General features: G+C 63.0%; 12 protein-coding genes and 1 pseudogene. 7 read left to right on the plus strand and 6 right to left on the minus strand.

The window, feature by feature from the left end; all coding sequences use genetic code 11:
* Positions 1 to 150 precede the first annotated feature (150 nt).
* The 3 genes from CDQ91_RS06885 to CDQ91_RS06895 all read left to right on the plus strand — a co-directional run bounded on the left by CDQ91_RS06885 (position 151) and on the right by CDQ91_RS06895 (position 4,413).
* Positions 151 to 900 carry a 16S rRNA (uracil(1498)-N(3))-methyltransferase gene (locus CDQ91_RS06885; RefSeq protein ID WP_088472006.1) on the plus strand — a complete coding sequence of 250 codons (750 nt, stop codon included), beginning with the start codon at positions 151 to 153 and terminating at the stop codon, positions 898 to 900.
* Between the two features lie 132 nt (positions 901 to 1,032).
* A complete protein-coding gene (locus tag CDQ91_RS06890; RefSeq protein WP_237245861.1) occupies positions 1,033 to 2,973 on the plus strand; it encodes a proprotein convertase P-domain-containing protein in 1,941 nt (646 codons plus the stop codon).
* 66 nt (positions 2,974 to 3,039) lie between these two features.
* Positions 3,040 to 4,413, plus strand: coding sequence for a glutamate--cysteine ligase (locus CDQ91_RS06895; RefSeq protein ID WP_088472007.1), 1,374 nt, complete (start codon positions 3,040 to 3,042; stop codon positions 4,411 to 4,413).
* Here CDQ91_RS06895 and CDQ91_RS06900 read toward each other — a convergent pair.
* Complete coding sequence (locus CDQ91_RS06900; RefSeq protein WP_088472008.1) at positions 4,410 to 5,807, minus strand: methyltransferase family protein; 1,398 nt, start codon at positions 5,805 to 5,807, stop codon at positions 4,410 to 4,412. The genes CDQ91_RS06895 and CDQ91_RS06900 overlap by 4 nt on opposite strands.
* Positions 5,808 to 6,049: 242 nt before the next feature.
* Here CDQ91_RS06900 and CDQ91_RS06905 point away from each other — a divergent pair, with 242 nt between their 5' ends.
* Together CDQ91_RS06905 and CDQ91_RS06910 are read left to right on the plus strand one after the other, a co-directional pair.
* Entirely contained in the window at positions 6,050 to 7,270 is a 1,221-nt protein-coding gene (locus CDQ91_RS06905; protein ID WP_088472009.1) for a M23 family metallopeptidase, read from the plus strand.
* A 1-nt stretch (position 7,271) separates the two neighbouring features.
* The gene (locus tag CDQ91_RS06910; protein WP_088472010.1) at positions 7,272 to 7,652 is read left to right on the plus strand and encodes a bactofilin family protein; all 381 of its coding nucleotides are present in this window, start codon (positions 7,272 to 7,274) and stop codon (positions 7,650 to 7,652) included.
* Between the two features lie 188 nt (positions 7,653 to 7,840).
* On the opposite strand, the gene CDQ91_RS06915 is transcribed toward CDQ91_RS06910, so the two are convergent.
* A complete protein-coding gene (locus CDQ91_RS06915; protein WP_088472011.1) occupies positions 7,841 to 8,335 on the minus strand; it encodes a hypothetical protein in 495 nt (164 codons plus the stop codon).
* Positions 8,336 to 8,360: 25 nt separating this feature from the next.
* On the opposite strand from CDQ91_RS06915, the gene CDQ91_RS06920 reads away from it, so the two are divergent.
* Complete coding sequence (locus CDQ91_RS06920) at positions 8,361 to 8,861, plus strand: hypothetical protein (protein WP_144036712.1); 501 nt, start codon at positions 8,361 to 8,363, stop codon at positions 8,859 to 8,861.
* Positions 8,862 to 8,889: 28 nt separating this feature from the next.
* Here CDQ91_RS06920 and CDQ91_RS06925 read toward each other — a convergent pair.
* From CDQ91_RS06925 to CDQ91_RS06940, 4 genes and pseudogenes are all read right to left on the minus strand, one after another.
* Positions 8,890 to 9,768, minus strand: a pseudogene (locus tag CDQ91_RS06925) (YifB family Mg chelatase-like AAA ATPase); the annotation flags it as partial.
* Positions 9,769 to 9,785: 17 nt separating this feature from the next.
* The gene (locus CDQ91_RS06930) at positions 9,786 to 10,604 is read right to left on the minus strand and encodes a hypothetical protein (RefSeq protein ID WP_088472013.1); all 819 of its coding nucleotides are present in this window, start codon (positions 10,602 to 10,604) and stop codon (positions 9,786 to 9,788) included.
* A 20-nt stretch (positions 10,605 to 10,624) separates the two neighbouring features.
* Positions 10,625 to 11,884 (minus strand): DUF6161 domain-containing protein, encoded by a 1,260-nt coding sequence (locus tag CDQ91_RS06935; RefSeq protein WP_144036713.1) that lies wholly within the window; start codon positions 11,882 to 11,884, stop codon positions 10,625 to 10,627.
* 102 nt (positions 11,885 to 11,986) lie between these two features.
* Positions 11,987 to 12,574 (minus strand): recombinase family protein, encoded by a 588-nt coding sequence (locus tag CDQ91_RS06940; protein WP_088472015.1) that lies wholly within the window; start codon positions 12,572 to 12,574, stop codon positions 11,987 to 11,989.
* Positions 12,575 to 12,877: 303 nt separating this feature from the next.
* Here CDQ91_RS06940 and CDQ91_RS06945 point away from each other — a divergent pair, with 303 nt between their 5' ends.
* Entirely contained in the window at positions 12,878 to 13,249 is a 372-nt protein-coding gene (locus CDQ91_RS06945; RefSeq protein WP_088472016.1) for a hypothetical protein, read from the plus strand.
* The last annotated feature ends 33 nt before the right edge of the window (positions 13,250 to 13,282 follow it).

The raw sequence follows: 13,282 nt of genomic DNA on the forward strand, positions 1-13,282 counted from the left end.
CCGTCATGCGGCCCACCCAGATGCATGACGGCTCGTCTCGCACTAGGACGGAACTGCTTACCAAATCGATAATCGCCCTCTCCGCTCTCCCTGAGCGACCGCAGAACGACAGGAGGTGCGCGGCAAATCGCCTTCTGCTATCGCCCTGCCATGCCTGCGACCCCAGCCTGGCCACCCGCCAGCACGCCCCGCCTGTTCATCGACCAGCCGCTCGCGGACGGAGGCGCCCCCGCGATCGACGGGCCGGCCGCCCATTATCTGCTCAACGTCATGCGACTGAAGGTCGGCGACCCGATCCTGCTGTTCGACAACCGCAGCGGCGAGTGGCTGGCGACGATCGCCGACGCCGGCAAGAGATCGCTGACGGTGCAGATCGAACGCCAGATGCGCCCGCTGGAGCAGGTGCCCGACCTGTGGCTCTGCTTCGCCCCGGTCAAAAAGGCGCGACTCGACTGGATCATCGAAAAGGCGACCGAGCTGGGGATCGCCCGGCTGCAACCGGTGATCACCGAGCGCACGATCGTCGAGCGGGTCAAGCGCGAGCGGCTGGAGGCGCAGATTATCGAAGCCTGCGAACAATGCGGACGCACCGCGGTTCCCACCCTCGCCGAACCGGTCAAGCTGCCGCAATTGCTGCGCGAGTGGCCCGCGCAGCGCGCGCTGCTGTTCGCCGACGAGGCGGGGGGCACGCCGATGACGGCGCTCGATACTCCCGCCCCTGCCGCGATCCTGACCGGCCCCGAGGGCGGCTTCACCGATCGCGAGCGTGCGCTGCTGCTCGCCTGTGAAGCAACGCGGCGAATCACGCTGGGCCCGCGCATCCTGCGCGCCGAAACCGCCGCCATCGCCGCGACCGGCCTGTGGATGGCGCTTCATGGCGACTGGGCCGCGACGGGCTGAGACAAAGCCAAAACTGTCCCGGTGTCGGACAGAATCGGCCCGGCTTTAACCGCCTGTTAGCCATGCCCGGTCCATAAAGGAGCCATGCAGCGGCAGGACCAGGGCCGATACTGCTGGTGTGGGGACCAGTTTATGCAGTGCATGCGCGCGTTGATGATGCTCGCCTCGCTGGCGATGGCGCTTGTCGCCGCGCCGGCCGGGGCGCAGACGACAACCACCTACAGCAACACGACGACAGGGACGATCAACGCATCGACGCCCTGCACGACGTCGCTCGTCCGCAATTTCACCGTCGCGACAAGCTATATTGTCGGCGACGTCGATCTGGCGATGCTGGCGACGCATAGCTGGCGCGGCGACCTTCGCATCACATTGCAATCGCCTGCGGGTACGCGCGTCCAGCTCGTCAACGGCGACACCGGCAGCCTGTCAGGCGACAATTACAATGTCCGGCTCGACGATGATGCGGCGCCGACGGTCAACACCGACGGCGACACGACCAATCATTCGACCAGCGCGCCGCCGTACCAGAACAGCTTTCGCCCCAACGCGCCGCTGTCGGCGTTCAATGGCGAGAACGCCTCCGGCACCTGGCGGCTCGAAATTTGCGACCAGTTTCCCTCGTCCGACAATGGCAGCTTCACGCGCGCCGACCTCTATCTCACCAGCCGTCCGGCCGCATACGCCGACCTGTCGCTGAGCAAGAGCGTCAGCAATGCGACGCCAGCATCGGGCGCGAGCATCAGCTATACGCTGAGCGTCACCAATGCCGCCGCCTCGCCGAGCACCGCAACCGGCGTGACCGTGCTCGACACGCTGCCTGCGGGGTTCAGCTTCGCGAGCGCATCGGGCTTCGGCACCTACAACAGCGGCACCGGGTTGTGGACGGTCGGCAGCATCCCGCCCGGGACGACGCGGACGCTGACGATCAGCGGCACCGTCGTCGCCTCTTCGGGGGTAACGATCGCCAATGTCGCCGAGATCGCGGCCTCGTCGGTGGTCGACCTCGACTCGACCCCGGGCAATGGTGCGGCGAGCGAGGATGACTATGCGTCGGCCAGCTTCACCGTATCGGGAACGCGCACTGCCGGAACACCGCCCGCGCTCATCTGTCCGGCGGGCATCACCATCCACGACTGGGACAGCGTCAGCTGGACGGCGGGAACAACCAGCGCCAGCTATCCGCTGACCGCAATCGGCACGATGAACGTCGGTATCAGCATCAGCGGCGGGGCTTTCCTGAGCAACGCAACCTATGGCGGTCAGTCGCCGACGCGGCAGAACACCGTCACCGGCGGCCTGTCCCCCGCCCAATATTCGATTTTCGAGCTGGTCGATTTCACCAGCCAGACGGGCATCGTCACCTCGACGATCACCCTGCCGACCGCGGTTCCGGGCGCGCAGTTTCGGCTGTTCGACCTCGACTATGCCTCGGGCCAGTTCGCCGACCGCGTGACGGTGACGGGCAGCTATAATGGCGCGACCGTCACGCCGACGCTGACCAACGGCGTTTCCAATTATGTGATCGGCAACAGCGCCTATGGCGACGGGCTGTCCGCCGACGGCAGCGCGGACGGCACCGTCGTCGTGACCTTCGCCGCGCCCGTCGACAGCATCACCATCACCTATGGCAGCCACAGCCTCGCGCCCGCAAATCCCGGCCAGCAGGGGATGGCGATCCACGACATCAGCTTCTGCCGCCCGGTCGCCAATCTGACGATCGCCAAGACGAGCAGCCTCGTCAGCGACCCGACGAACGGCACCACCAATCCCAAAGCGATTCCCGGCGCGACGATGCTCTACTGCATCCTCGTCACCAACAATGGCAGCGCCACCGCGACGGGAATCAATATCACCGATGCACTGCCCGCGACGACGAGCTTCGTTCCCGGGTCGCTGCGCAGCGGCACGAGCTGTGCGGGGGCAACGACGGTCGAGGATGATAATGCGAGCGGCGCCGATGAGAGCGATCCGTTCGGCGCGTCGATCAGCGGCACGACCATATCGGCCGTCACCGCGATGCTGGCGGCGGCGGGAACGATGGCGGTCGGCTTTAACGTAACGATCAACTAGCCGCGCAATATTGCCGGTGACGACGCCCCCGATTGCTTTCTGTACCGAACCGTATAATGGCGCGATATGAGCACGCGCACCGCATCGGACAGCAACGATCCCATCGTCGAAAGCCGCGACCAGCTCGCGGCCCCCATGATCAAGGGCGAAAAGCCCAAGGATCGCTGGCGTATCGGCACCGAGCACGAGAAATTCGTGTATCGCACTGCCGATCATCGCGCGCCAAGCTATGACGAACCCGGCGGCATCCACGACCTGTTGATGGCATTGACCCGCTTCGGCTGGGAACCGGTAATCGAGGGCGGCAAGGTCATCGCGCTTGCCGGCAGCGACGGCACGGTCAGCCTCGAACCCGCGGGCCAGCTTGAACTGTCGGGCGCGCCGGTCGAGAATCTCCACCAGACCTGCGCCGAAACCGGCCGCCATCTGAAACAGGTCAAGGAAGTCGGTGCCGAACTCGGCCTCGGTTTCCTCGGGCTCGGCATGTGGCCCGACAAGACGCGCGCCGAACTGCCGATCATGCCCAAGGGCCGCTACAAGATCATGCTCGACCATATGCCGCGCGTCGGCACCATGGGGCTCGACATGATGCTGCGCACCTGCACCATCCAGACCAACCTCGACTATTCATCCGAAGCCGACATGGTGCAGAAATTCCGCGTGTCGCTCGCGCTGCAACCCTTCGCGACCGCGCTTTTCGCCAGCTCGCCCTTCACCGAGGGCAAGCCCAACGGTTACATGTCGTACCGCAGCCATATCTGGACCGACACCGACCCCGCGCGCACCGGCATGCTGCCCTTCGTATTCGAGGACGGCTTCGGATATGACCGCTACGTCGACTATATGCTCGACGTTCCGATGTATTTTGTCTTCCGCGACGGCAAATATATCGATGCAGCGGGGCAGAGCTTCCGCGACTTTCTGAAGGGTGAGCTGCCCGCGCTGCCGGGCGAAAAGCCTTACCTCTCCGACTGGAACGACCATCTGTCGACCGCCTTTCCCGAAGTGCGGCTGAAGAGCTTTCTCGAGATGCGCGGTGCCGACGGCGGGCCATGGAACCGCATCTGCGCGCTGCCCGCCCTGTGGGTCGGCCTGCTCTACGATCAGGGCGCGCTCGACGCGGCATGGGATCTGGTCAAGAATTGGAGCATCGAGGAACAGCAGGCGCTCCGCGATGCCGTCCCCAGCGAAGGCCTCGACGCCCCGGCACCCGGCGGCGGCACCGTGGGCGAACTCGCCACGCAGGTACTCGACATCGCGGCCGCGGGCCTCGCCGCGCGCGCCGAGGTCAATTCAATGGGTGACAATGAGGTCGGTTTCCTCGAGCCACTGCGCCAGATCGTCAAGCGCGGGCGCTCGCCTGCACATGACCTGCTCGACCGCTACGAAGGCGCGTGGGGCGGCGATCTCAGCAAAATCTACGACGAACTCAGCTTTTAAGCGACCGGCCCGACCCGCTCGTCGGGTTCGAGCCGGATCAACGGCCGCTTGCGTCCCGTCAGCCGGGCGAACAGACGTGGCACCAGTGCATGCTGCTGCGCCCAGTTCCAATAGGCCTGATAGGCGGGATCGGCGAGGAGATGCTTCTCCTCGGTCTTCGCGCGCCAGTAATAGACCCCGCTGACCAGTGCGAGCAGCGTGCAATTGCGCAGCGCCTCGGCCCAACCGCCCGAGGTGACGAGGAAGGGCATCGACCCGACCCACCAGCTGAGATTCTTCGACACATAGGCCGGGTGCCGCGTGAAGGCATAGGGGCCGTGGGTGATGATCCCGCGGTGCGTCAGGTTCGAAAAGCGGATGCCGAACGCCATCGTCGCCCAAGCGTATACGGCGATCAGGCCGACGAGCAATATCGCCCACAGGGTCATCAGCCCGTCATGCCCCTGGAGCCAATAGCCCCAGTCGGCCCCGTTCACCTGATAGTCGAGCGGCCCGTTGTTCATCAGGATGAAGGGCGGATAGCAGATCAGCGCCGCGACCCACGCCATGCCATAGGGGTTGGCGGTGCGAATATGCGCGTCGAGCGGCTTCAGGGTCAGGATATAGCCGACGGTCGCGATATGGACGTCGATCAGATAGAGGAAATTGATCGTCCAGATCCCGGTCATATAGGGATTGGCAAGTATCTCGCGCATCGGCACGCTGACCAGCGCCGAGAAATTGCCCGGCACGATCGACAGCATGAAAGCGGTGAAAAACCCCTTCACCGCCCAGGCGCGGAAATGATGCGCCATCGCGCGGCTGTCGACCGGCTGACCGGGTGCGATCAACCAGCGGCCGAATTGATAGCATCCGTCGCGCGGTTCGATCATGCGGCGATCGAGCCACAGCATATAGGGCACCGACACGAGCAGCAGCCACGGCGCGACCCGTTCCAGCAGGTTCATCGAAAAGGCGTAATTGCCCTCCCAGTAAAAACGCATCATCGCATAGGCGAGAGCGATCAACCCCCACGTCGCCCACAGGCCGGCGAGCTTGGTCAGGCTGATATCAAGGGTTTCGCGCCACGGACGGCGCTGCGCCCAGTCGATCCCGGTCGAGGGATTGCGGTGGACCTTGTCGACGAAAACCGACCACAGCACCATCGGGATACCGCAGGCGAGCACACTCGCGATCGCCGAATTGGGCCCGTTCATCGGCCCGCGGTCGCCCCAGTCGATGCCCAGCCAGCCCGCAATCTCGGGCGCATAGCGCGCGATCAGCAAATAGCTGGTCAGCCCCGCGAGTCCAACGAGGCCGACCCCCGCGCTGACCGCCGAACGCGGCCGCGCGCGGTCCACCGGCGGCGGTTCGATGGCCGCTTCACCGGCTGGGGATGGTGCGATTTTGATCATGCTTTCCACCCGCTTAGCCCTAGCCAAAAAGGGTAAGCAAGCCGTCAATAATATCGACCGATTCGCGCCGAAAATCCTGCAAAAATGGCAGTATTCTCATAGTCTGACACCGTTCACCGCGCGATGGTTTCGATTCGGCGCGAGTCGGGGTGCAAAGATTCGCACCGTCGCAATGCGGCTGTTAAGGCGCCTTCCAAGTCGGGGCGGAGGGCTCCATTAAAACCATAAGACTGGGTCGCAACTTGTCCTCAAAAACCACGGGCCTGCGCCAATGGCGCCAGCGCTTTACTGCGCTGTTTCAGGACCATGAAATTTTTGTTCGCACGCACGGACATGTCCGATTCCTGCGTGTCAGCGCCGTCTGGCAAAAGCGCGTCGCGTTGATCGCCGGTCTCGTGCTGCTCGTCTGGGCGGGCACGATGCTGACCGTGCTGGTCAATCAATTCCTCACCGCCGGTGAACGCGCCGAAGTCGCGCAAAAGCAGGTCGCCGCCGCCGCCGCCGAGCAGCGTATTGCGCAATATCGCGATCGCGTCGGCGAAGTGGCCGCCGACCTCGAACAGCGGCAGGAACAGCTTGAGGAATGGTCGAAGATCCATTTCGGGGTCGAACCCGCCGCCGTGACCGACGAGGTGGGCGCGCAGCCCGCCGCCGGAACCGAAGCGAAAGCCGCCAAGGCACCGCTCAAGACCAGCGCGATGATCGATCCCAATCTGCCGCCCGAAGCGCAGATACTGGCGCGTCTTGAAGCCCAGCAGGAAAGCTTCGCAACGCGCCTGCTGACCGCGGTCAACGCGCGCGCCGCCAATGCCGAGGGCGCGGTCGCCAAGCTCGGCATGGACCCCACCGCGCTCGTCCGTAATGCTGCGGCCGGCCGCGGCGGCCCCTTCATCCCCTATCGCGGCCGCATGGGCCATGCCCGCGCGCTCGGCAAATCCTTTGCAGCGCTTGAAAGCGCCCTGTTCCGCATGGAAGTGCTCGAACGCACGCTCGTCGCGCTGCCCTCGGGCAAGCCCGCCGACGTGCTGATGCTGTCGTCAAGCTATGGCTATCGCAGCGATCCCTTCACCGGCGCCGGCGCGATGCACGCCGGCCTCGACTTTCCCGGCCCGATCGGCACCCCGATCCTCGCCGCCGCACCGGGCAAGGTCGTCTATGTCGGGCAGAAGTCGGGTTACGGCAATGTCGTCGAGGTCGATCATGGCCAGGGCATCATGACCCGCTACGCCCATTTGTCGGGCTTTACGTCGCGGGTCGGCGCACAGGTCACCGCGGGCGAGCAGATCGCCAAAATGGGCTCGACCGGTCGCTCGACCGGAAGCCACCTGCATTTCGAAGTCCGTTTGAACGGCGTCGCGGTCAACCCGCGCCGCTTCCTGGAGGCCAAAGCCGATGTTCTCGAAGTCAAAGCCGATGCCAGAGAGCGCGTCGGTTCCGTCGCCGCCGTCCGCAGTGCCCGCTAAGATGGCGACCGGCGCGCGCCATACGACCTTTTCGATCCTGGGATCTGACGTCGTCGTCACCGGCCATGTCTCGGCGAGCGTCGACCTGCACGTCGACGGCAAGATCGAGGGCGATCTGAAATGCGCCAACCTTGTCCAGGGCGAGGCGAGCGAGATCAAGGGCGCCGTCGTCGCCGAAACCGCGAAGATCGCTGGACTGGTCGACGGATCGATCGACGCCAAGACGCTGATCGTCCACGCGACCGCGCGGATCACCGGCGACGTCACCTATGAAAATATCACGATCGAAAATGGCGGCAAGGTCGATGGCAAACTCAGCCACCGCCGCCACGGCGCCGCGGTCGCCAAGGCTCCGCCGCCGCTGGAAGTCGTCGCGAACTAAAGCCGCCGCCTTCGACTGAAGCGCAATCCTTGCCTGCCCGTCATCCCGACGCAGGCCGGGGCCGCTCAGATCGACGCCGACGCGCGGCTGAGATCCCGGCCTTCGCCGGGGTGACTGTTCAAATAATTGGGATCACGCTCCGGTCGACGCCGGGCCAAGCACGCGCTCGCCATCGGACCCGCGCTCTATTACAGGCGGGGAGAGGGGCCAATGCGGGCGCGCGTCCGGGCCCATTTATCGGCCGTGCTGATTGCGGCGAGTACTTCCTCCCACCAACCTCTTTCGCTGGCGCTCGCCCGAATCTGCAACGGTGCAGATCGCGGGTTGATCGGCACCAATGTGATCGCAAAAGGCGGCGGCGCAAACGTCAGGATCGCATGGAGACGCGCGCCTGTTTCGAACGGTGTGCCAGCAAGGCGCGCATATTGTTGCCGCAACAGAGTTGCTTGCTGCATGGCGTCGCGTGTTGCGTCCCGATTTGTCGCCAGCCAAAGCGCACAGAGCAACCATCGCTGTTCCAGAAGCGAGAGCGTTTTTAACTCAACAAATTTTTCCAGTTCGGCAATCCGCGCCGTAACCATATTGTCGCTGGACGACACAGGCTGCTGCAACAAGGAATGGTGCAGCGTTTCCTGAAGCCAATCATTCAGTTCTTGCGAAAATTCCTGACCCATGGTTTTCATTTAAATAATGCCGAAGGAGTTTGCAATGAATTTGCTTGATGTCACCGTTTCACGCGATGAATTTCAATACAGATTACAGATTAACCAACGCGCCTTGAGGGGAGCCGTCGAAGGCCAGTCCTTTTCCATCATCGCCGAACGCATTGCGCAGAATGGGCTTAGCGAACGAATACGGCTCGTTGCATCAATCCTCTATCGAGACGGCGGCCTCATCATCATCATTCGCCACAATCACAAAGAACTGGCACGTTGGCCGGTTACCGACATGCTCGCCGTCGATATCGGGGTCGAAGAAATTATCGACCAGCTTCCGCCGTTATTGGCAGGAGACCCCATTATTGGCTGTGCAATTCGGGCTGGACTGTCAGCGGTGCTGGGGCAAAGCGTCCAATGCTATCGTCTGTCTTCACAGATGGAACATATCATGGAGCGGGCAATGGCGGTCCTACACTGTCTGCGCCAAAATCTGCAGCCCATCGGAATGAAGGCGGGGCGGAAATTTTTCTCGTGCATTGCGGGGTTTTGACCAAACGCCGGCCTAGCGTTGCGACCATTTAGCTGCGCGGCGCCTGCCGCCGGTAACTGAGCGCTTCGGCGACATGGAGACGCCCGACGGCTTCGGCGCCCGCAAGGTCGGCGATCGTCCGTCCGACGCGCAGGATACGGGTGTAGCCGCGCGCCGAAAGCCGCATCGCCTCGGCGGCCTGCGCGAGCAATTTGCGCCCCGGCTCGTCAGGGGTCGCGACCGCCTCCATCAGTTCGCCGTCGATTTCGGCGTTGGTGCGCGCCTTGTGGTCGGCATAGCGCGCGGTCTGGACATCGCGCGCCGCCGCGACGCGCGCGGCGACCTCGGCGCTGCCTTCGGCGGGGGGCGGCAGGACGAGGTCGGCGGCGCTGACCGCCTGCACCTCGACATGGAGGTCGATGCGGTCGAGCAGCGGCCCCGACAGCTTCGCCTGATAGTCGGCGGCGCAGCGCGGCGCGCGGCTGCACGCGAGCGCCGCGTCACCCAGATGCCCGCAGCGGCACGGGTTCATCGCCGCGATCAACTGGACGCGCGCCGGGAAAGTGACATGGGCATTGGCGCGCGCGACGCTGACCTCGCCGGTCTCCAATGGCTGGCGCAGCGAATCGAGGACGCCGCGCTGAAATTCGGGAAGCTCGTCGAGAAAGAGCACGCCAAGATGCGCGAGGCTGACCTCGCCGGGGCGGACGCGCAGCCCGCCGCCAACCAGCGCGGGCATCGACGCCGAATGATGCGGGCTGCGGAACGGCCGCGCGCGGACGAGGCGCCCGCCCTCGAGGTTTCCGGCGACCGAGGCGATCATCGACACCTCCAGCGCTTCGGACGGCGTGAGATCGGGCAAGATGCCGGGCAGACACGCCGCCATCAGCGATTTGCCCGCGCCGGGCGGCCCCGACATTAACCTGTTGGGAGCGTCAAGACCCATTAGCCAAACAGCACTCCTAAGAGGATCAATGCGAGGATCGCAATCACCCAATTCAGGCGCGCTTGCAGGGGAGCAAAGCGGTCAACAGGGCGAGGCGGGGGTGGCGTAGCTACTTCGTCAAAGTCGTCAAAGTCGTCCTCCGGCTCTCCGGCGTCAGCCTTCAGCCGCTCCGGGGTAACCACGGTGACGGAAAGTTCCATGATAGGCGTCCAAGTGTCCATTTCGAACGAGAACGTCTGTCGCATCCAGTAGTCGGTTGCTATGCTTTCGACTTCGCACTGGAAAGCTGCGACCTGTATGAAGAGGTGCACAGCCGCATCAGGGCGGCGAACCAGCTCCTCACGGAGCCAATGCATCTGCGTGCGCGGCAGCTTGATATCCCAGCTGAGCATTTCCTTATCGAAGTGCGGCGAGTCCACCTGCGGAGGGTGCAAGGTCACAACCCCGGAACCGTCTTCGCCCTCTGATATGTAGAGCGGCATGGTGCCAGCGAATGGGCGCACACCGGTTTCGCTTATGACACCAATGGGGCGATCAGACTCTTGTTGCAGCTCGGCCGATAGACTGACCTTCGGTTCGCCAGAGAATCCCAAAGGCAGAGGGGTTTTCTCCTTGAACAGTTCGACCTTCTTGGCCTGCACGAGCCTCCACGGCTCCTCCACGCCCTCGGTTGATAGCTCGTCGCTCTCGATAGTTGTCCGAAGCGTCCATGCGGGGACCGTGAAGTAGAACCGGCGAGGAAAGTTCCCATAGGCGGGCCGTTCGTCCTCCGCTTTCCGATAATACCCCAAGTCTCCCCTGATCGGTGCACCCGTCATGTTAATCTCCCTCTCCCCCTCTATCTGGAGGCCCGCTGGTCCAAGAGCTTTGCGATGAGCGCGGGCAGCGCGACTTCGCCGCCGCCATCATCTCCGGTGGGCTGGTCGGGAGAGGGTCGGAACAGAGCGTTGAGGATGATGAGCCTGTCCTCATTATCGGCAGCGCCTTCGCTGATTAGCGCAAGGTAGGTCTGTGTCATGATCCTACGCTCTTCTGCGTCGCCCTCTAGCCTTCGCTCAGTCAGGTAGTTGCGGAGCAAAACTCGCGCCGTCCAGAAGATCACCGTTAAAACGGTACCGACAGCGCCGGTTATGATTAGGTAGGTTGATACAGCAATAGCCCGACCCTTTTCCGGCTTGATTACCATCCAATCCCACACGTTTACGCCGGACGCTTCGAGCATGAACGTGATTGAGAACCAGAAGACTAGGAGGGCCACAACGCCCGCAATGCCAGAGAAGATCGCTAGGTGTCGGACAGCGGTCCCCCTATTGGTCGAATGGGTTCCCTTTTTCTCGGCCCAATACTGCACGGATGCCTTTAGCTTCATGTCCTCGGCAAACGCCTTTTTGACATTGTTTATGCCAGTGATTGACGTGTCGGCCTCGGTACGCAACGACCGACGCAGCTTGACGTGACGTCGCGCGATCCGCCAAAACGCCTGAACCGCAGTTTGGTCGGCTCGCTTCGTAAGCCCGGCAATGGTTTCTTCTTCTAGGTCGACGAGATCGCCATGCTTATCCAAGAGCGCATCGGCTTGATTCTGCCATCGCGTGTACTCGACTCTGCTCGCCTGCCTGATTGCATCCTTACCGATCATGCTGGGGTTCGATACTAGGAAGAGCGCTCGAACGTGGAGCGGGCTCGTCCAAACGGGACCGATGTGTCCGATGAGCATGCCATACGCTACTGCGGCGACCTCCACGCCCAACGCCGTCCGGATTGCCAAGATCGCCTGCCCTGACTCGCTCGTCGAGTGAATGAGAGACGGAGGGTTGCCTTCGTATTGCGCCTTAAGAACGTCGTTGGGGACCTCGCCGGTCTGCCCGTCGGCAGCGGAAAACTGCTCTGCGAAGGCTTGGATTCCAAGCAACTGCGAAAGAATATGTTCGCGGATGCTCGCTGGAAAATGTTGGCTGGCAACCTCTTCTAGCCAAAGCCATCGCTCTCGCTCTTGCCTGGCCCATCTTACGAACTGGCGATACCTTGTTGGCCTGAATACATGACCGCTTTGACTCAGTACGATTTCAAATATGGGCTCAATTTTTCTATCAGACATCTACATCCACCCCCTAACGGGCGGAGGTATCATAATAGCTAGACTAAGATGAATCGAAAAAAGCAGGGCATCTCAAGGGAACGCACAAACCCACGGGCACCCTCAGGCCCCCTCCAGCTCCCGCTTCTCCGCCCGCTGGATCGCCGACCGGCTGACCCCATAGGCCCGCGCAAGTGTCCCGAGGGATGCCCCTGCGGCCCGCTTAGCGCGCACTTCGGTTTCCTGCCGGTCACTGAGGGCGCGAGGGCGCCCCAGCACCTTACCCTCCGCCTTCGCGCGGGACAGGCCCGCCTGTGTCCGCTCGACGAGGAGGTCGCGCTCGAACTCCGCCATGGCACATATCACCGTCATCACCATGCGGCCTGCTGCGCTGGTCAGGTCAACGCCGCCGAGAGCGAGGCAGTGGACGCGAACGCCCTCCCCCTCCAGCCGGTCCACGGTTGCGCGGACGTCCATCGCGTTGCGGCCTAGCCTGTCGATCTTGGTGACGATCAGGACGTCGCCGTCCTCCAGCCTGTCCACAAGCCGCGCGAACCCTTCCCGCTCCATGGCAGGGATCGAACCCGATACCGTCTCTGTAACGACACGCTTGGGATCGATGGAGAAGCCAGCCGCCTCCAGCTCGCGGATTTGATTGTCGGCGGTCTGGTCTGCTGTGCTGACGCGGCAATATGCGAAGGTGCGGGCCATGCTCGAAAAGCTCCTGTGTCGAAAACGTGGCTCGGATATAGAGGTGTATCGAAAAGATCGTCAAGCTAGTTTTTGACACAGCTGTAGTGGGTGGCTCGAAACCGTTCGTTTCCGATGCAGTGCAGCTCTACGCCGATCATCAGAAACCGGCTTATCCTGCGCCTCGCAATCGCCAACAGTTCCATTAGCCGTATAGTAATGATAACGGAACTATCTGTTTTTATTTAATAAAATAGCTTAGACCGCTTGCGTCCAAACCTTCATTCCGCCAAACGTGCCACCTCTTCAACTCAAGGGGGTCGCATGACTGAACAAACGAAGGCCGTTAAACATCCGAACGTCTTAGCCATCCGCGCGCGTATTGCTGCGATGCTTGCTGGCAGCGACGCTGACCGACAGCTTGCCGAGTTTGCGGAGAAGCTGGTGGGAGTGATCGCGGGCGAGCCGAACGAACTTACAGACCGGATAAGGCGGGAACTGGACGAGGAGACGGCGGAGCCTTGGCGGCACGATCCGCGTATCGAAGCTCTGGAATGCATGCACGCCGAGCTGGGAAGTCTCATTGATGAGATGGCAGCAGCGAAATACGCCAGCCTTCCGCAGGAAGTGCGCGCCGCCGACGACGCTGCCCGTGCCGAGGCCCGCGAAAGGCGCGCCGCCATGCGCGCGGCATAGGAACTGCGCCCCGCCCTCACCGGCGCTTAGCAG

Origin of the sequence: Sphingopyxis witflariensis (genome assembly GCF_002205635.1) — a bacterium.
Lineage (GTDB): Bacteria > Pseudomonadota > Alphaproteobacteria > Sphingomonadales > Sphingomonadaceae > Sphingopyxis > Sphingopyxis witflariensis.